We start from the raw sequence: 20,518 nt of genomic DNA on the forward strand, positions 1-20,518 counted from the left end.
CCAGCACCAGCGCGGTCACCAGGCCGTCGTTCACGCCGCCGTGGAACAGCGCCGGAACCGTGGTCAGCAGCGTCCGGGTCACCTCGGCGGAGGTCTGCACCCGGTGCCGCTCCAGCACCGCGGAGACATCGACCAGCGGATCCATCGGGCGTCGGGTGAACAGCGGGTCCGGACCCTCGACGACCTCGAGCCACCGGTCGAGTTCGCCGGCGCGCTCGGCCGCCACCCGCTCCAGGGCATGAGCCCAGGTGCGCATGCTGGTCGCCGCCGGGGCCAAGTCGGGGGTCTGGCCGGACGAGATCTGCCCCCACGCCATGACGAAGTCGGGGACCAGGATGCGCCAGGAGACGCCGTCGATCACCAGGTGGTGGGCGACGACGACCAGCCGGCCGGTGCGTTCACCGGACCGCGCGGGCTCCAGCCAGAGGAACCGGATCACCACGCCCGCTTCGGGATCCAGGCGGTCCAGGGTCTCGTTCAGGGCGGCGGTCGCGAGGTCGAACAGGGCGTCGTCGTCGATCGCCGGGTCGAACTCCACCCGGTCGATCAGCGCGTCGACATCCACGGTGCCGGGCTCGGCGGTTTCGACGATCCACTCCGCGCCCGCGTGCCGGCGCAGCCGGGCCCGCAGCATGTCGTGGCGGTCGATGACGGCACCGGCCGTGGCGGCGATCCCCGCCCGATCGATACCCGCCGGAAGTTCCAGCGCCACGGTCTGATTGAAGCGCCGGATCGAACCCGGCCGCTCCATCATGAACCGGACCACCGGCGTCAACGGCATGGTGCCGACGCCACCGCCCGGAAGTTCGGCCAGCCGGACGGGCGCCGCCCCTTGGGCGTCACCGGTCCGTGCCACGGCCGCCAGTCCGGCGACCGTGCGCTGTTCGAACACGTCGCGCGGCGAGAACACCACGCGCCGGGCCTTGGCCCGGGAGACCAGTTGGATGGACACGATGCTGTCGCCACCGAGAGCGAAGAACGAGTCCTCGATACCGACCCGATCCAGGCCGAGCACCTCGCAGAACACCTCGGCGATGGTGTGCTCCAACGGGGTACGGGGAGCCTGGAACGCGGCATCGGAGGCGAAGACCGGCTCCGGCAGCGCGCGTCGGTCCAGCTTGCCGGCCGGGGTCAGCGGAATCCGGTCCAGCACCATGATGGCGGCGGGCACCATGTACCCGGGCAGCCGCTCGGCGACGTGGTCGGTGATCGCCCCGACGTCGATCGAATGCCCTTGCGCCGCAGTGACATACGAGACCAGCGAGACGGCGCCGGTGCTGCTGCGGTGCCCCACGGTCACGGCGAAGTCCACCGCCGGATGCGAGGCGAGCGCGGCGTCGATCTCGCCCAGCTCGATACGGAAGCCGCGGACCTTCACCTGGAAGTCCGACCGGCCCATGTATTCGATGCGGTTCTCGACATCCCCATCGGGCAGCTGGCGCGAGGTCCAGCGCACCACGTCACCGGTGCGGTACATGCGCTCACCCGGAACGAACGGGTTGGCGACGAACCGGTCGGCGGTCAGGCCCGGACGACCGAGATAGCCGCGGGTCACCGCCGTACCGGAGACGTACAGCTCCCCCACGACCCCGTCGGGCACCGGCTGCAGCAGGTTGTCCAGCACCAGCGACCGCACACCGCGAATCGGGCCGCCCATGGTGACCGAATCGCCGGGCAGCAACGGTTCGCCGATGTTGACCACGATGGTGGCCTCGGTCGGTCCGTAGATGTCGTAGAAGCCACGCACGCGCCGGTCGTCGCCGGCACCGATCGGGGTCGCCCACTTGGCGATCAGATCCTGGGTGAACGACTCGCCACCGACGGCGATCATCCGCACGCTGTCCAGCCCCGTGGGTTCGATCGTTGCCAGCACCGCCGGGGTGCTGAACAGATGCGTCACCCGCTCGCGCCGGATCAGGTCGGACAACTCCGACCCACCGAACACGCCGGTGGGGACCACGATCAGGGTGCCGCCCGGGCCCAGCGCGTACAGCAACTCCATGATCGAGGCGTCGAAGCTGGGCGACGAGAAGTGCAGGGTGCGCGACTCGGTGTCCAGCCCGTACCGCTCGATCTGCTCGGCGTTCAGGGTCGCCAGGCCGGCATGGGGCACCACGACACCCTTGGGCACACCGGTGGAACCGGAGGTGTAGATGACGTAGGCCGGATGCTGCGGGTGCAGCGGACGCACCCGATCGGCATCGGTGATCGCCTCGCCGGCGAAGCCGGCCAGTTCGGTCTCCGTGATCCGTTCCAGGACCAGCCAGTTCACCGAATCGGGCAGCTCGTCCACCGCCTCGGCGGTGGTCAGGCCGATCCGGGTCCCGGAATCGGTGACCATGTGCAGAATGCGGTCCGCCGGATAGGTCGGATCGATCGGCAGGAAGGCCGCACCGGCCTTCGCCACCGCCCACTGGGCGAGATACGAATCCGCCGAACGCGGGGCCGCGATCGCCACCAGATCCTCGGGACCGACGCCCTGCGCGATCAGCAGCCGCGCCAGGCGGTTGGACCGCTCGTCGAGCTCGCGATAGGTGAGCCGGACATCACCGTGAACCACGGCCTCGCCCAACGGATTACGGGCCACCGAGGCAGCCAGCAGGTCCGGCAGGCAGCCGGGCGGCAGGGCCGGACCGCCGGTCCGGGAGATCAGATCGGCCCGCTCGGCCGCATCGAGGATCTCGATCCTGCCCACCGGCACGTCGGGGTCGGCGGCGATCGCCTCGAGCACGCCCAGCCAGCGCACCACGATCGCTTCCGCGGTCGCCTCGTCGAACAGATCGGTGGCGTAGGTCAACGCCAGCGCCATCCGCGACGCGTCCTGCTCCGAGAGCGTGAACTGCAGATCGAAGCGCGCGATGTGCTCGTCGAGTTCCAACGCGGATACGGTCAGGCCGGGCAGCTCCAGCGTCGCCCGCTCCATGTTCTGGAACGACAGCGCCACCTGGAACAGCGGGTTGCGGGCCTGCGACCGTTCCGGCGCGAGCACATCCACCAGTCGCTCGAACGGCACGTCGGCATTGCCGAAGGCCTCGAGGTCGACGTGGCGGACCCGGTCGAGCAACGCGGCGAAGGGTTCGCCGCGGTCGATCTCGGTACGCAGCACCAGCGTGTTGACGAACATGCCGACCAGATCGTCGAGCGCGGCCTCACCACGGCCCGCGATCGGCGTACCGATCGCGATGTCGTCGGTACCCGACAGCCGGGCCAGCAGCACCGCCAGCGCACCGTGAACGACCATGAACAACGACGAACCGCGTTGCCGCGCAACCTCTTCCAGCGCCGAGATCAGTTCCGGCGAGAGGGTGCGGCGCAACGTCGCGCCCCGATGCGAGGCCACCGTCGGGCGCGGCCGGTCGGTCGGCAGGGACAGCTCGTCGGGAACACCGTCGAGCGCCTGCTGCCAGTAGGCGATCTGCCGGGCCAGCACCGACTCCGGATCGTCCTCCGTGCCGAGGACCTCGCGCTGCCAGATCGCGAAGTCGGCGTACTGCACGGCCAGCGGCGCCCAACCCGGCGCGCCACCCTGGGTGCGTGCGGTGTAGGCGGTCATCACGTCGCGAGCCAACGGCCCCATCGAGATACCGTCACCGGCGATGTGGTGCACCACGACCACGAGCACGTGCTCGTCCGGATGCACCTCGAACAGGCGCACGCGCAGCGGAACCTGCTCGGCCACATCGAATCCGATGGCGGCGAACTCGGCCAGCGCACTGGTCAGCTCGGCCTCGTCGATGCGGTAGGCACGCAGATCCAGCGGGATCCGTTCGGCCGGAACCACCAACTGGGTGGGGGTGCCGCCGTGCTCCGGGTACCGGGTGCGCAGCGACTCGTGCCGGCGGATCACATCGAAGATCGCCAATTCCAGTGCGGCGGTGTCCAATTCACCGGACAACCGGATCGCCAGCGGCAGGTTGTAGGCCGCCGCGGAGGTGTCGTACTGGTTGAGGAACCACATCCGCTGCTGGGCGTAGGACAGCGGCACCAGCTCCGGCCGCGGCCGCGCGACCAGACGCTGCCGGGCCTCACCACCGGTATGCGATTCGACCTTGGCGGCCAGCGCCTCCACGGTGGAGGCCTCGAACAGCGACCGCACCGCGACCGGGACGCCGAGCGCGTCGGAGATCCGGGCCGCGACCCGGGTCGCGATCAGCGAGTTACCGCCGAGGTCGAAGAAGTCGTCGTCGAGCCCGACCCGGTCCAGGTCGAGGACGTCGGCGAACACCGCGGCCACCGTCTCCTCGACGGGGGTCTGCGGCGCCCGGAACGCCCGCGCCTGCACGGCCGGGGCGGGCAGCGCCCGGCGATCCAGTTTCCCGTTGACGGTCAACGGAATTCGGTCGAGCACCACGAAGGCCGCGGGCACCATGTAGGAGGGCAGCAGCTCGGCCGCTCCGGCGCGGACCGCGTCCAGATCGGGTGCGCCGCCGTCGGGCACCAGGTAGGCGACGATGCGCTGATCGCCCGGCTGGTCCTCGCGCACCACCACGGCGGTCTGCGCGACTCCCGGCTGGGCCAGCACCGCGGCCTCGATCTCACCGAGTTCGATGCGGAAGCCACGCACCTTGACCTGGTCGTCGGCACGGCCGAGGTATTCCAGTTCACCGAACCGGTTCCAGCGCGCGACGTCACCCGTGCGGTACAGGCGGGTTCCGGGCGCACCCAGCGGATCGGCGACGAACCGGACCGCGGTCAGATCGGGCCGGCCGAGGTAGCCGCGGGACAGCTGCGGGCCGGCCACATACATTTCGCCGGCGACGCCGACCGGAACCGGATGCAACCGGTTGTCGAGTACGTACACGCGCAGCCCGGCGATGGCCCGGCCGACGATCGAACCCGTTGCGGTGGCGATGGTTTCGGCATCCAGCACCCGGTGCGAGACGTGCACCGTAGTCTCGGTGATGCCGTACATGTTGACCAGCTTCGGCGACCCCGGGCGGGCGTCGGCGCCGTGGCCGTCGCCGTGGCGAGCCACCCAGTCGGCGAGCCGGCGCAGTTCCAGTGCCTCACCGCCGAACACCACGTACCGCAGCGCCAGCGGCGCCACCACGTTCGGGCGCGGCTGCGAGACCGCGGGCGCGGCATTGCGATCGGCCTCGGCCAACTGGTAGAACGCCGACGGCGTCTGGTTGAGCACCGTGACCTGCTCGCGCCGCAGCAGTTCCAGGAACTGTTCCGGCGAGCGCGAGGTGTAGTAGTCCACCACCACGAGGCGGCCGCCGTAGAGCAGCGGGCCCCACAGCTCCCACACCGAGAAGTCGAAGGCGAACGAGTGGAACAGCGTCCACACGTCGTCGGCGCCGAATCCGAATTCGCGGTCGGTATTGGCGAACAGCCGCACCACGTTCCGGTGTTCGACGGCCACGCCCTTCGGCCGGCCGGTGGATCCGGAGGTGTAGATGACGTAGGCGACGGTGTCGGCCGTCAGCGGCGCCAGGCGATCGGCGTCGGTGATCGGGGTCTCCCCCGCGTCGACCATATCCGGGACGTCGATGCCGTAATCGTCCATCAGGACGGTCGGCAGGGCCGCGACGATCTCGGCGGCCGGACCGTCCGGATCCACGGTCACCGAACCGTCGACCACGAGCGCTACCGGCCGCGAGTCTTCGAGCACGTACGCGATGCGTTCGGCCGGATAGGTCGGATCGACCGGCACGTACCCGGCGCCGGACTTGACGACGGCCAGCAGCGCGACCACGAGATCGGCCGAGCGCGGCAACATCACCGCGACCAGGCTGCCCGGGCCGGCGCCCTCGTCGATGAGGCGGCGGGCGAGCTGGTTGGCGCGCTGATCCAGCGACGCGTAGGTGAGCCGGTCGTCGTCGCCGAAGGTCACCGCGATCCGGTCCGGGTGCGCGGCCGCGACGGCGTCGAACAGATCCGACAGCGTCGCCGACTCGTCCGCGAAGCGTCCGGAGACGTTGTCGCGGCCCGAGGAGACCCAGCGATCGGCGACGTCGATGCGCTCGGCCTCACCGAGCAGATCGATATCGCCCACGACGGCCGCGGGGTCCTCGACCACGGTGTGCAGAATCCGCACGAACCGGTCGGAGAAGGCCGCGACCGTCTCCGGATCGAACAGCTCGGTGGCGTAGTTCCACAGCAGGTCGAGGCCACCGGTGACGTTCTCGCCGACGGTCAGCTGCAGGTCGAATTTGGCCGTGCCGGCGTCGAATTCGACGACGTCGAGGTTCAGTCCGGGCAGGGCGACCGTGGTCGCGTCCGCCTGGCCGGCGGCCTCGAAGGTCAAGGCCACCTGGAACAGCGGGTGGTGGGCCTGCGACCGGACCGGGCTGAGCACGTCGACGAGCCGCTCGAAGGGCACGTCCGCGTTCGCGAAGGCGGCCAGATCGGTGCGGCGCACCTCGTCCAGCACATCGGTGAAGGTCGCGTCCGAACGCACCGGCGTGCGCAACACCAGCGTGTTGACGAACATGCCGACCAGATCGTCGAGCGCGGCCTCACCACGGCCCGCGATCGGGGTGCCGATCGCGATGTCGTCGGTGCCCGACAACCGCGCCGCCCAGGTGGCCAGCACGGCGTGCACGAGCATGAAGAGCGTCACGCCGCGGGCGCGCGCCAGCTCGGTCAGGGCGGCGTGCAGTTCCGCGTCGATCGAGAAGCCATGGGTCGCACCGGCGTTGCTCGCCACCTCGGGGCGGGGCCGGTCGGCCGGGAGCTCGATCTGATCCGGCAGATCGCGCAGCTGCGCGCTCCAGTACGCGATCTGGCGCGCGGCCGGGGACTCCGGATCGTTCTCGTCGCCCAAGACCTCGTGCTGCCACAGCGCGTAGTCGGCGTACTGCACCGGCAGCGGTGTCCAGGCCGGCGCCTCCCCGCGGGTGCGTTCGGCGTAGGCCGAGACGACATCGCGCAGCAGCGGTCGCAGCGAGAAACCGTCGCTGCTGATGTGGTGCATCACCAGGACGACGACATGCTCGTCCGCACCGAGTTCGAGCAGTGTCGCCCGGAACGGGATCTCGGTGGTGACGTCGAAGAACACACCGACGAGTTGTTCGATGCGCGCGGGCAATTCGGCCGCGGTCACCGGTTCCGGCGTCAGGTCGAGGGCGACCTGGGATACCGGCAGCACCTGCTGGTAGCCGACGCCGGCGACCGCCGGGTACACGGTGCGCAGCACCTCGTGCCGGGCCAGCACATCGGTCACCGCGGCGGTCAGCGCCGCGACGTCGAGTTCGCCGGTCAACCGGATCGCGACCGGAATGTTGTTCACCGCGGTGCGGTTGTCGAACCGGTTCAGGAACCACATCCGCTGCTGCGCCGGCGACAGCGGAACCAGCGCCGGGCGGGTGCGCGGCGCCAGCGGCACCCGGCCGCCCTCGCCGGCGTGGGTTTCCACCCGTGCGGCCAGTGCCGCGACCGTGGTCGCCTCGAACAGCGTCCGCACCGCGACCTCGGTGTCCAGGGCGGCGCCCAGGCGGGCGGCCACCTGGGTGGCGATCAGCGAGTTGCCGCCGAGTTCGAAGAAGTCGTCGTCCAGGCCGACCCGCTCGACACCCAGCACCTCGGCCAGGGTGTCGGCGACGGTCTGCTCCACCGACGTGGTCGGCGCCCGGAACACCTTCGCCTCGAAGGTCGGGGCGGGCAGGGCGCGACGATCGAGCTTGCCCGAGGCGTTGAGCGGGAGCTCGTCCAGCACGACATACGCGTTCGGCACCATGTAGGCCGGAAGGTGCTGTGCCAGACCGGATTTCACCGCGTCGATATCGAGGTCGGCGACGGACGGGACCAGATAGGCCACCAGTTGATCGCCGAGCCGATCGTCGGAGCGCACCACCACGACGGCCTGCGCCACGGCGTCCATCGCGGTCAGGGCGGACTCGATCTCGCCGAGTTCGATGCGCTGACCACGCAACTTCACCTGGAAGTCGGTGCGGCCCAGATAAACCAGCTCGCCACCGGCTCCGGTACCGCCGTTGGCGGCCGCCGGGCTCCAATACACCAGGTCACCGGTGCGGTACATCCGCTCACCGGTGCCGAACGGATTGGCCACGAAGCGATCCGCGGTCAGATCCACCCGGCCGACGTACCCGTGCGCGAGCTGCGCGCCCGCCAGATACAGCTCACCCGCGACCCCCGCCGGAACCGGCCGCAACCGCGAATCCAGCACGTAGACCTGGGTGTTGAAGACGGGAGCGCCGATCGGCACGGTCGTGGTGTCGGCGTCGACCACCTCGTGATAGGTGACGTCGACCGCGGCCTCGGTCGGGCCGTACAGATTGTGCAACCGAGCGCCGGTCACGGCACGCAACTGCTGGGCCGTCTGCGCCGGCAGCGCCTCACCGGAGGCGAAGACGTGACGCAACGTGCTGCCCGCCCCGGCGTCGGCGCCCAGCGCGGTCAGGTAGACCGCCAGCATCGACGGCACGAAGTGGGCGACGGTGACACCCTCGGCCGCGATCAGTTCCGCCAGATAGGCCGGGTCGCGATGGCCGTCCGGCTTCGCGACCACCAGCCGCGCGCCGATCTGCAAGGGCCAGAAGAACTCCCACACCGACACGTCGAAGGTCGACGGGGTCTTCTGCAGCACCACGTCGAAGGCGGCCAGCCCGTACTGGGCGTGCATCCACACCAGGCGGTTGACGATCGCCGCGTGCGGCACCGCCACACCCTTCGGCCGGCCGGTCGAACCCGAGGTGAAGATCACGTACGCGGTGTCGGCCGGATGCAGCGGCGCCAGCCGGTCCGCGTCGGTGAGCGGTTCGGTCGAATACGGCGACAGATCAAGTTCGTCGACGGCGGTCACGGCGGTGCCCGCGGGCAGGTCGGTGAAGGCGTCACCGATCCGGTCGGCGGTCGAGGTCAGCAGTAGCGCCGGCCGCGCGGTCTCGACGATGTTGCGGATGCGCTCGGCCGGATGATCCGGATCCAGCGGCAGATACGCGCCACCGGCGGCGGTCACCGCGTAGATTCCGACCACCAGCTCGATCGAGCGCCGCATCCCGAGCGCCACCACCGACTCCGGTCCGACGCCCGCGGCGACGAGGTGCCGTGCCAGGCGGTGCACCCGCTCGGCGAATTCGGCATAGGACAGAGTTGTCCCCTCGAACGTGAGCGCGGGTGCGTCCGGGGTGCGCGCCACCTGCGCCTCGAACAGCGAAATCAGCGTCTGCGCGGCGTCACCGGAGGTGCGCGGCAGGGCGGCATCGATTTCGAATGCGGTCTCGTTCCAATGCCGCACCAGCAGCGCGCGTTCGGCGGGGTCGAGCAGTTCGATCTCGCCGACCACGATCGCCGGATCCGCGGCGACCGCCTCGAGCACCCGCAGCAGTCGCGCCGCGAAGGTCCGGGCGAAGGTCGCGTCGAAAAGGTCGGTGGCATAGACCAGTTCGGCATCCATGCCGACGGTCTCGGCCCCGGGCTCGGTGCTGTCGGTCAGGGTCAGCTGCAGATCGAACTTCGCCGTGGGCGGATCGATGCGCAGCTCCGACACCGCCAGTCCGGGCAGCTCCAGGGCGCTCGGGCCGGTGTTCTGGAAGGTCAGCATCACCTGGAACAGCGGGTGCCGGCCCTGGGATCGAGCCGGATTCAGGACCTCGACCAGGCGCTCGAACGGCACGCCCGCGTGGGCGAAGGCGGCCAGATCCCGCTCCCGCACTGCTGCCAGCAGGTCGGTGAACGAGGCGGTCGAGTCGACCTCGGCGCGCAGCACCAGGGTGTTGACCACCATGCCGACCAGCTCGTCGAGGGCCTGCTCGCCACGACCCGCGACGGGAATACCGATGGCGATGTCGTCGGTGCCGCTCAACCGCGCCAGCAAGGTGGCGAAGGCGCCGTGCACCACCATGAACAGGGTGGTCTGCTGGGCGCGCGCCAACCGGTTCAGCGCCTCGACCAGATGAGCCGGAACCTGGAAGCGGTGCGTGCCCGCCGCATACGACGCCACCGCCGGCCGCGGCCGGTTCGACAGTCGCAGTTCGTCGGGCAGACCGGCCAGGGTCTCCCGCCAGTAGTCCAGCTGGGTGGAGATCAGCGAGCGCGGATCGTCCTCCGAGCCGAGGACGTCACGCTGCCACAGCGCGTAATCGACGTACTGGATCGCCAGCGGCGGCCAGTTCGGCACCGTCCCGGCGGTGCGGGCCAGGTACGCGGTCATCAGATCGCGCACCAGCGGGCGCATCGAGAAGCCGTCCGCGGCGATGTGGTGGGCGACGACCACCAGCACGTGATCGTCGGCGCCGCGACGGTAGAGGCGCATCCGCAGCGGAGGCCGGGTGGTGACGTCGAATCCGCGTTCGGCGAATTCGGTCACCGAGGCGACAAGCTCCCCGGCGTCGTGCGCATCGTGCAGCTCGACGGTTTCGATCTCCGGCACCGCCTCCGCCGCCGGCAGCACCTGCTGATAGCCGATGCCGTCGTACGACGGGTAGATGGTGCGCAGCGATTCGTGGCGGGCGACGACGTCGGACACCGCGCCGCGCAGCGCGACCGGATCGAGGTCGCCGCGCAGCTGCACGGCGATCGGGATGTTGTTCGCCGCCGAGTCGGTGTCGAACCGGTTGAGGAACCACATCCGCTGCTGTGCCAGCGACAGCGGCGGACGCTCCGGCCGCGGCCGCGGCGACAACGCCTGGCGCGTACCGGTACTCGTCTGCAGCCCGACCAGGGCCGCCAGTCCGGCGACGGTCGAGGCCTCGAACAGCGCCCGCACGCCGACCTCGACACCCAGCGCGGCACCGAGCCGCGCCGTCACCTGGGTGGCGATCAGCGAGTTGCCGCCGAGGGCGAAGAAGTCGTCGTCGGCGCCGACGCGTTCGACACCGAGCAGGTCGGCGAAGATGTTCGCGACCAGTTCCTCGATCGGACCGGCCGGTGCCCGGAATTCCCGCGCGGCGAGTTCGGGCGCGGGCAGTGCCCGGCGATCGAGTTTGCCCGCCGGGGTGAGCGGGATCTCCGCCAGCACCACCAGTGCCGTCGGCACCATGTAGGCCGGAAGTCGTTGTGCCGCATACGCGGACACCGCGTCGACGTCGATGGTGTGCCCGGGCGTCGCGCGCAGGTACGACACCAGGACGGTCGCGCCGCTGTCGGCGCGATGTCCCACCGTGACCGCGAAATCGACCGATTCGTGACTGGTCAGGGTCGCGTCGATCTCACCCAGTTCGATGCGGAAACCGCGGATCTTCACCTGGAAGTCGTTGCGGCCCACGTACTCCACCGCGGGCGCGCCCGCGGCGTCGCGCCGCCAGCGGACCACGTCACCGGTGCGGTACAGGCGGCTGCCGGCCGGACCGTACGGATCGGCGACGAAGCGCTCGGCGGTCAGGCCGGGGCGCGCGTGGTAGCCACGGGCCAGCTGGATGCCGGAGACGTAGAGTTCGCCGGTCACGCCCTCGGGCACCGGATGCAGCCGGCTGTCGAGGACCAGCGTCCGCATCCCGCGGACCGGGCCACCGATGGTCACCGGTGCGCCCGCGCGCAGCGGGGCGCTGATGTTGGTGGCGATGGTCGCCTCGGTCGGGCCGTAGGCGTTGTGGAAGCGGCGCCGCACCGGCGGATGCGAACCGTTGGTGTTCCCACCCGAATGCGGCGGCAGCACCGACCATTTCGCGACCAGATCGGCCGTCAGCGCCTCGCCGCCGGCGATGATGACCGACATGCCGGCCAGCGACGCCGGATCCAGCGACGCCAGCACCGACGGCGTGATCAGGCCGACTGTGACCCGCTCCCGCGCGATCAGGGCGCCGAGTTCGTCGCCGCCGTAGGTGCCCGGCGGCACCACCACGAGACCGCCGGCCGAACCGACGGCGAGCAGCAGCTCGAGGATCGAGGCGTCGAACGACGGCGAGGCGAAGGCCAGCGCCCGGGTATCGCGGTCGAGGCCGTAGTGCTCGACCTGCAGGGTGGCGAAGTTGGCCAAGCCCAGATGGCTGACCACCACGCCCTTGGGCAGACCGGTGGAGCCCGAGGTGTAGATGAGGTACGCGGCGTTCTCCGGACGCAGTGCGGACCGGCGATCGCGGTCGGTGATCGGATCCGCGGCGGCCCGGTCGACCTCGGCCGCGAAGGCCGGATCGTCGAGCGCCAGCCAGGCGCCGGCGGCCGGCGCGGGCAGCGCGTCCCGTTCGGCGTCGATCGTAATCCCGAGCAGCGCACCGGAATCGGAGATCATGTGCGCGATGCGGTCCGCCGGATAGGCGGGGTCGACCGGCAGGAACGCCGCACCGGTGCGGGCCACCGCCCACAGCGCCAGCACCGATTCGATCGAACGCGGCACGGCGATCGCCACCACGACCTCGGGGCCGGCGCCGTGCGCGATCAGCACGCGGGCGAGGCGGTTCGCCGCGGCATCCAGTTCGGCATAGGTCAGCGCGCGGCCCTCGAAGACCACGGCCTGACCGTCGGGGTTGGCCGCCACCGCGGCCGACATCAACTCGGGCAGGGTCGCCGGTGGGACGGCCGCGCCGCCGGAACGCGCGAGCAGCTCCGCCCGCTCCCGGCCGGACAGGATGTCCAGATCACCGACGGGCGCCTGCGGCGCCGTGGTGATCGCCTCGAGCAACCGGACGAACCGCTCGGCGATGGTCGCCACCGTAGGCTCGTCGAAAAGGTCACGGGCGAAGGAGAATTCGGCGAGCATGCCGGTCTCGCTCACCGTACCGGCCTCGCGCAGGGTCAGGGCCAGGTCGAATTTCGCGGTCTCGACGTCGAAATCGACGGTGGTGACCCGCAATCCGGGCAGCTCGAAGTTGCGCTCGGGCAGATTCTCGAACGACAGCGCCACCTGGAACAGCGGATGCCGCGCCTGCGAACGCGCCGGGTTGAGCACCTCCACCAGCCGCTCGAACGGCACATCCGCATGCGCGAAGGCCTGCAGGTCGGTGTTGCGGGCGGCGGCCAGCAGTTCGGCGAAGCTCGTGCCGGCGTCGACGTTCGTCCGCAACACCAGGGTGTTGACGAACATGCCGATCAGGTCGTCGAGCGCGGCCTCACCACGACCGGCGACCGGGGTGCCGATGGCGATATCGGAGGTGCCGGAGATGCGGGCCAGCAGCACGGCCAGCGCGCCGTGCATGACCATGAACAGCGAGGCGTTGTGCTGACGGCCCAGTTCCGCCAGGCGCGACTGGATCTCGGGCGAGATCACGAAGCTGTGCGTACCACCCCGGTAGCTCGACACCGCCGGGCGCGGCCGATCGGAGGGCAGCGTCAATTCGTCGGGCAGATCCGCGAGTTCGTTCGACCAGTACTGGATCTGCTTGGAGATCAACGAGTTCGGGTCGTCTTCGGAACCGAGCGTCTCGCGCTGCCACAGTGCGTAGTCGGCGTACTGGACCGGCAGTTCGGTCCAGGTCGGCTGTTCCCAGCTGGTGCGCGCGGCGTAGGCGACCATCACGTCGCGGGCCAGCGGGCCCATCGACCAGCCGTCCGCGGAGATGTGGTGCACCACCATGCCGAGCACGTACTCGGTCTCGCTGATCTCGAAGAGGCTGGCGTGCAGCGGAACTTCGCTGGTGACGTCGAAGGCCATCGACGCCAGCTCGACCAGATGCTCGATCAGGTTGGCCTCGGTGACCGGCACCGGAGTCAGGTCGGGAACGATCTGCGCGGCGTCGAGCACCACCTGCACGGGCGCGCGGCCGGTCTCCGGGAACACCGTGCGCAACGATTCGTGCCGGTCGATCACGTCGATGACCGCGACCTGCAGGGCGGCCACGTCGAGTTCACCGGAGAGCCGGATCGCGACCGGGATGTTGTTGACCGCCGACGTGGTGTCGTACCGGTTCAAGAACCACATCCGCTGCTGCGCCAGCGACAACGGCACCTCGGCCGGGCGCTGCCGGGCCACCAGCGCCTTGCGGGCGCCGTCACCGGCCTGGGATTCGACCCGGGCCGCGAGGGCGGCCACGGTGGGCGCCTCGAACAGCATCCGCACCGGCACCCGGGTGTCGAGCGCGATGCCCAGCCGCGAGGCGACCTGGGTGGCGATCAGCGAGTTGCCGCCGAGTTCGAAGAAGTCGTCGTCCACACCGACCCGCGGCAGGTCCAGCACATCGGCGAAGATTCCGGCGACGATCTCCTCGATCGGCGTGGAGGGCGCGCGGAAGGCTCGGATCTCGAACAGCGGCGCGGGCAGCGCCCGGCGGTCGAGCTTGCCGTTGACGGTCAGCGGGATCGCGTCCAGCACCATGAACGCGGACGGCACCATGTAGGCGGGCAACAGCTCGCCCGCCCCGTCGCGCACGGCGTCGGTGTCGAGTTCGTGGCCCGGCTCGGCCACCAGATACGCAACGATGCGCTGGCCACCGGGCTGGTCCTCACGCACGATCACGGCGGCCTGCGCCACGCCCGGCTGGGCCAGCACCGCGGCCTCGATCTCGCCGAGCTCGATCCGGAAACCGCGCACCTTCACCTGGTCGTCGGCGCGACCCAGATATTCCAACTCGCCGAAGCGATTCCAGCGCGCGAGGTCACCGGAGCGGTACAGCCGCGAGCCCGGCGCCTCCGGCCCGGCCAGCGGATTCGCCACGAACCGGGCGGTGGTCAGATCGGGCCGGCCGAGGTAGCCGCGGGCGAGCTGTGGGCCGGCGACATACATTTCGCCGACCACGCCGACCGGGGCGGGCCGCAACCGGTCGTCGAGGACATACACGCTCAGGCCGCCGATCGCGCGGCCGACGACGCTGCCCGCCGCATTCGCGATCGCCTCGGCGTCCAGACGCCGATAGGTCACGTGCACGGTGGTCTCGGTGATGCCGTACATGTTCACCAGGACCGGCGACGAATCCCCGTGCCGCGCAACCCAATCCGCGAGCCGGCGCAACTCCAGCGCCTCACCGCCGAACACCACGTACCGCAGCGCGAGCGGTTCGGCCGCATCGGCGCTGCGCTCGGCCTCGGCAAGCTGGTAGAACGCCGACGGCGTCTGGTTGAGGACGGTGACGCGTTCGCGGCGCAGCAGCTCCAGGAACTGTTCCGGCGACCGCGAGGTGTAGTAGTCGACCACCACCAGGGAGCCACCGAAGGCCAGCGGCCCCCACAGCTCCCACACCGAGAAGTCGAAGGCGAACGAGTGGAACATCGTCCACACGTCCTGGGATCCGAAGCCGAAGTCGGCATCGGTGTTGGCCAGCAGCCGCACCACATTGCGATGGGCGACCGCCACACCCTTCGGCCGGCCGGTCGAGCCCGAGGTGTAGATGACGTAGGCGACGTTGTCGGGCAGCAGCGGGGCCCGCCGGTCGGCGTCGGTGACCGGCGCGGTGGCGCCGGGTGCGGCGGCGTCGAGGTCGGACAGTTCGGCGAGGGTCAGCACCGGGACGCCGGCCGGCGGCGCGACCTCGGCCGAGGGATCGACGATCACGCCGGACAGCCGGGAGTCGGACAGGATGTAGGCGATGCGATCCGCCGGATAGGTCGGATCCACCGGGACGTAACCGGCGCCGGATTTGACCACCGCGAGCAGCGCGATCACCATCTCCAGCGAGCGCGGCGCGATCACCGCCACCAGCGATTCCGGGCCGGCGCCGCCGGCGATCAGTCGCCGGGCCGCGGCATTCACCCGCGCGTCCAGCTCGGCATAGGTCAGCGACTGCTCGTCGAAGATCACCGCCGTGCGATCGCCGTATTCGGCGACGACGGCGTCGAACAGATCCACCAGGGTGGCATCGGGATTCGCGAACCGGCCCTCGGCCCGATCGGGCGCCGAGGTCACCCAGGTGCGGGAGACCTCGGTCCGCTCGGCCGCACCGAGCAGATCGATATCACCGACCGCGACCGCCGGATCGGCGGCGATGCCCCGCAGCACGCGCAGGAACCGCTCGGCGAAGGCCTCGACGGTGACCGCGTCGAACAGATCCGTCGCGAAGTCCACCGCGCCCGCGATTCCGCTGGGTTCGCCGCGGCCGCCACGCTGTTCGGTGAGGGTCCACTGCAGGTCGAACTTCGAGATCGGAATCTCGAGTTCTTCGGCGGTGATCGACAGCCCCGGCAGCTCCAGGGCCGCGTGCGACATCTCCTGGAACGACAGCATCACCTGGAACAGGGGATGCCGCGCCTGGGACCGAGTGGGGTTGAGCAGTTCGACCAGCCGCTCGAACGGAACATCCGCATGGGCGAAAGCCGACAGGTCGTTGTCCCGGGTCCGGGCGAGGAAGTCGGTGAAGGACTCGGCGCCGTCGACCTCCGACCGCAGCACGAGCGTGTTCACGAACATGCCGATGAGGTCGTCGAGGGCCTGTTCGCCACGACCGGCCACCGGGGTGCCGACCGCGATATCGCTGGTGCCCGACAACCGCGCCAGCAACGTCGCCAGGGCGCCGTGCAACACCATGAACAGCGAAACACCCTGGGCCCGAGCCAGACTCGACAAGCGGGCGTGCAGGTCGGCGTCGATCTCGAACCCGATCCGGCTACCCCGGAAACTCTGCGTCGCCGGCCGCGGGCGGTCGGTGGGCAGATCCAGCTGATCCGGCAGCCCGGCGAGCGTGGAACGCCAGTACTCGATCTGGCGCGCGGCGACCGAAGCCTCGTCGTCCTCGTCGCCGAGCACCTGGCGCTGCCACAGCGTGTAGTCGATGTACTGCACCGGCAGCGGCGCCCACTGCGGTGCCCCGCCGCTGGTGCGAGCGAGGTAGGCGGCGGCCACATCGCGCGACAGCGGGCCGAAGGAGAAGCCGTCGGCGGCGATGTGGTGCACCACGAAGGCCACCGCGTAATCGTCGGCGTCCGCGCCGGAATCGGTGATCCGATAGATGCGCACCCGGATCGGCAGCTCGCGCGAGACGTCGAAGCCGATCGCGGCGAATTCGGTCAGCGCGCCCTGTAGTTCGGCCGCGCCGATGGGCAGCACCGGGATGACGAAATCGACCTCGTCGATCGGCACCACCTGCTGGTATCCACCGTCACCGGATTCCGGGAAGACGGTGTGCAGCGACTCCTGCCGCTGCATCACGTCCAGCAGCGCCTTGCGCAGGGCGTCGATCTCGACGGTGCCGCGCAACCGCACCACGAACGGCAGGTTGTAGGTCGGCGCACTCGGATCGAACTGGTTGATGAACCACATCCGCTGCTGCGCCGGCGACAGCGGCACGATGTCGGGCCGATGCTGTGCCACCAGCGGCGGGCGCGCGAGGGCGCCGTCCTCGGCGCCCGCATCCGCGGCCGCCTCGGCGCGGGCCGCGATCCCCGCGACCGTCGGGGTCTCGAACAGCGCCCGGACCCCGAGCGCGATCCCGAACGCGGCGGAGATCCGGGCGACCACCTGCGTGGCGACCAGCGAGTTACCGCCGAGATCGAAGAAGTTGTCGTCGGCGCCGACCCGCGGCTGGCTCAGCACGTCGGCGAAGATTCCGGCGACGATCTCCTCGGCCTGGGTGCGGGGGGCGCGGAACCCGGCGGCGTCCGCGCTGAACACGGGCTCCGGCAGGGCCTTCCGATCCAGCTTGCCCGAGGTGTTGAGCGGGAAGGCGTCCAGCACCATGATCGACGCGGGCACCATGTAGCTGGGCAGATGGTCGGCGACGAATCGGGTGAGTTCGGCCGGGTCCACCGAAAAGCCCGGCGCCGCAACGACATACGCCGCCAGCTGCTGGCCGGTCGCGGTATCGGCGACCAGCACCACGGCCTGGCTCACCGCCGGATGGCTCAGCAGATCGGTCTCGATCTCGCCGAGCTCGATGCGCTGACCGCGGAACTTGACCTGGAAGTCGGTGCGGCCGATGTACTCGAGGACCCCGGTCCCGTCCGCGACCGCAGCGTCAGGCCCGGAGGCGGCAGCCTGCGTAACCACGGAGGGCCCGCGGAGGTCGCCTTCAACACTGCGACGGACCCAACGCACCAGGTCGCCGGTGCGGTACATCCGTTCGCCGTGCTCGGAGAACGGGTTCGCCACGAATCGGTCGGAGGTCAGATCCGGGCGCCCGCGATAGCCGCGCGCCAGCTGCCGGCCGGCCAGATACAGCTCACCCGGAGCACCGATCGGCGCGGGCCGCAGCCGCGAATCCAGCACGTAGACATCGACATTCCATTCCGGAACACCGATCGGGACGGTGACCGTATCGGCTTCGCCCACCTCCCATGCCGTCACCGACACCGCGGCCTCGGTGGGCCCGTAGAGGTTGTAGAGTCCCGCATCCGGATTCACCGCGCGGAACATCGCGCCGGTCTCCGGCGGCAGCGCCTCACCGATGACGAAAACCGCACGCAGCGAATCACATTGACCCGCGGTCACGTGCGAGAGGAAGACGGTCAGCATCGAGGGCACGAAGTCGGTGACCGTGACCTGGTGCCGTTCGATCAGCTGCGCGACGTAGACCGGATCGCGGTGCCCGTCCGGATCGGCGACGAGGAGTTTCGCGCCCACCAGCAACGGCAGGAAGTAACCCCACAGCGAGACGTCGAAGGTGGTCGCCGTCTTCTGCAGGTAGACGTCGTCGGCGTGGATGCCGTACTCCTGCAGCATCCACAGCTGCTGGTTGACGATGGCGTCATGGGTGACCGCCACGCCCTTGGGGCGACCGGTCGAACCCGAGGTGTAGATGACGTAGGCGGTATGGGCCGGGCGCAGCGGCGCGCATCGGTCGGCATCCGTGACCGGAGCGTCCGCGATTCCCGTGGTGTCGAGGGTGTCGATGCGCAACTGCCGCACCGAATCCGGCAGCTCCAGCTCCCCCTCGCCGGCGGTCAGCACACAGACCGGATCGGCACTGTCGAGGATGTAGGCGGTGCGCTCGGCCGGATGGTCCGGGTCGATCGGCACATAGGCGCCACCGGCCCGCAACACCGCGTGCATCCCGACCACGAGGTCCAGCGAGCGGCGCATACCGAGCGCCACCAGCGATTCCGGGCCCACGCCGTCGGCGATCAGCACCCGGGCCAGCCGGTTGACGCGAGCGCCGAATTCGGCGTAGGTCAGTGCCTCGCCGTCGAATTCGACGGCGATCCGCTCCGGGTGCCGCGCGATGGCGGCGTCCAGCAGATCCGGCAGAGTGGTCGAGGCGACCTCGTGCGGGTTCGAGCTCCATGCCCCGACGGTGGCGTCCAGTTCCGCGGCCGTGGTGATCGGCAGTGTCCACAGCCGGTCGGCGCCGTCCGCCTGCAGCAATCGGTCGAAGAATTCCAGGAAGCGCGAATGATGTTGCCGCGCTTCGGATTCGGTGTAGAGGTTCGGGTTGGCCTCGAAGTCGATCCGAGTGCTCGCCCCGCCCTGGCTCTGATAGAAGTTGACGCCCAGATCCTCGATCGAGCCGGTGGACAGCACGTGCACCCGGCCCGGGATCTCGTCCAGCACGATCTCGTCCTGGAACAACATGATGTTGACCCACGGACCGAAGAACTCCTTGGTGACGACACCGTCACCGGTACCGGCCGCCAGCGCCGCGGCGGCGCTGTCGCGGCGGATGTCCTCGTGCCGGTACCGCTGATGCCGCAGCGCACCCGACACCTCGACCTGCACCGCCTTCAGCAGGTCGGTCAGGGTGGTGTCGTGCCCGACATGCAGTCGCAGCGGCACGATGTTCGAGGTGGCACCGCCGGAACGGCGCATGGCGGCGGTGGTTCGCGCGGTGACCGGGAGGCTGAGAATGACGTCCTCGGCGCCGGTCCACTGCGCCAGGTAGGCGGCGAAACCGGCGATCAGCAGGGCCGCAGGTGACGAATCGTGCCGGCCGACCGCGGCGGCGAGCAGATCGTTGCGGGTATCCGACAGCGCCGCGCCGACCACGGTGTTCAGCGGCGCCGGGGCGGCGTTGCGGCCGGTGAGGCTGGAGCCTTCCTCCAGACCGGCGACCCGCTGCGCCCAGTACTGTTTGTCGTTCTCGAAGCGGGCGCTGTCGCGGTAGGCGAATTCGGATTCGACCAGCGTGGCCAGATCGGTGGCCTTGTTCGGCGTGGGTTCGGTCCCCGACCGGTAGGCGGTGTAGAGCTCCGCGATCCGGTTCATGTTGTTCATCGCGCCGAAGCCGTCGAGCACGATGTGATGGGCACGCGAGTACCAGAACCAGCGGTCGTCGGCGACCCGCAGCGCCGCGGAACGAACCAATCGGTCTGCGACGATATCGAGCGGACGGCCGTAGTCGGCACGCATCCATCGGTGCGCGGCGGCGACCGGATCGGACTCGGCCCGCAGATCGACCAGTTCGACCTCGTCCGTGCCGAGATCGTGGTCGACGAACTGCATCGGTTCGCCGTTGCGCTCGACGATGCGGACGAAGCCGGAGCCCAGCTCGTGGGACGCGTCCTGGCTGGCCCGAGTCAGCAGCTCGACGTCGATCTCACCGGGCAGGTCGACGTATTGCGCAATCGTGATCGGCACCTGGGGGTCCAGGTGCTGGGCATACCAGATTCCGAGTTGCGCGGGCGACAGCGGGAACAGCCGATCCCCGGACCCTGCCGCGGGCGTTACCTCGCCGCCAGCTTCGCCGTTTCCGCCGAAATCCAGCCGGTCCAACCCGTAACCTCACTTCCGGAACGCCACACAGCGCTCCCCCGATGGCACACCGATGCCGACGCCCACCTCATTCGAGCGTGGCGTCCGGCGCACGGGACACACTTCGAT

General features: G+C 70.1%; 1 protein-coding gene (only partly in view). It reads right to left on the bottom strand.

The genetic code is table 11. The features are described 5' to 3' along the window. Positions 1–20,410 carry the 5' portion of a non-ribosomal peptide synthase/polyketide synthase gene (locus tag ON37_RS22610; protein ID WP_040722047.1) on the bottom strand. Its footprint begins 23,645 nt before the window's first position, so only the first 20,410 of its 44,055 coding nucleotides appear in the window; the start codon lies at positions 20,408–20,410; the stop codon falls past the left edge of the window. Between the last annotated feature and the right edge of the window lie 108 nt (positions 20,411–20,518).

It is taken from the genome of Nocardia veterana NBRC 100344, from assembly GCF_000308855.1.
GTDB lineage: Bacteria > Actinomycetota > Actinomycetes > Mycobacteriales > Mycobacteriaceae > Nocardia > Nocardia veterana.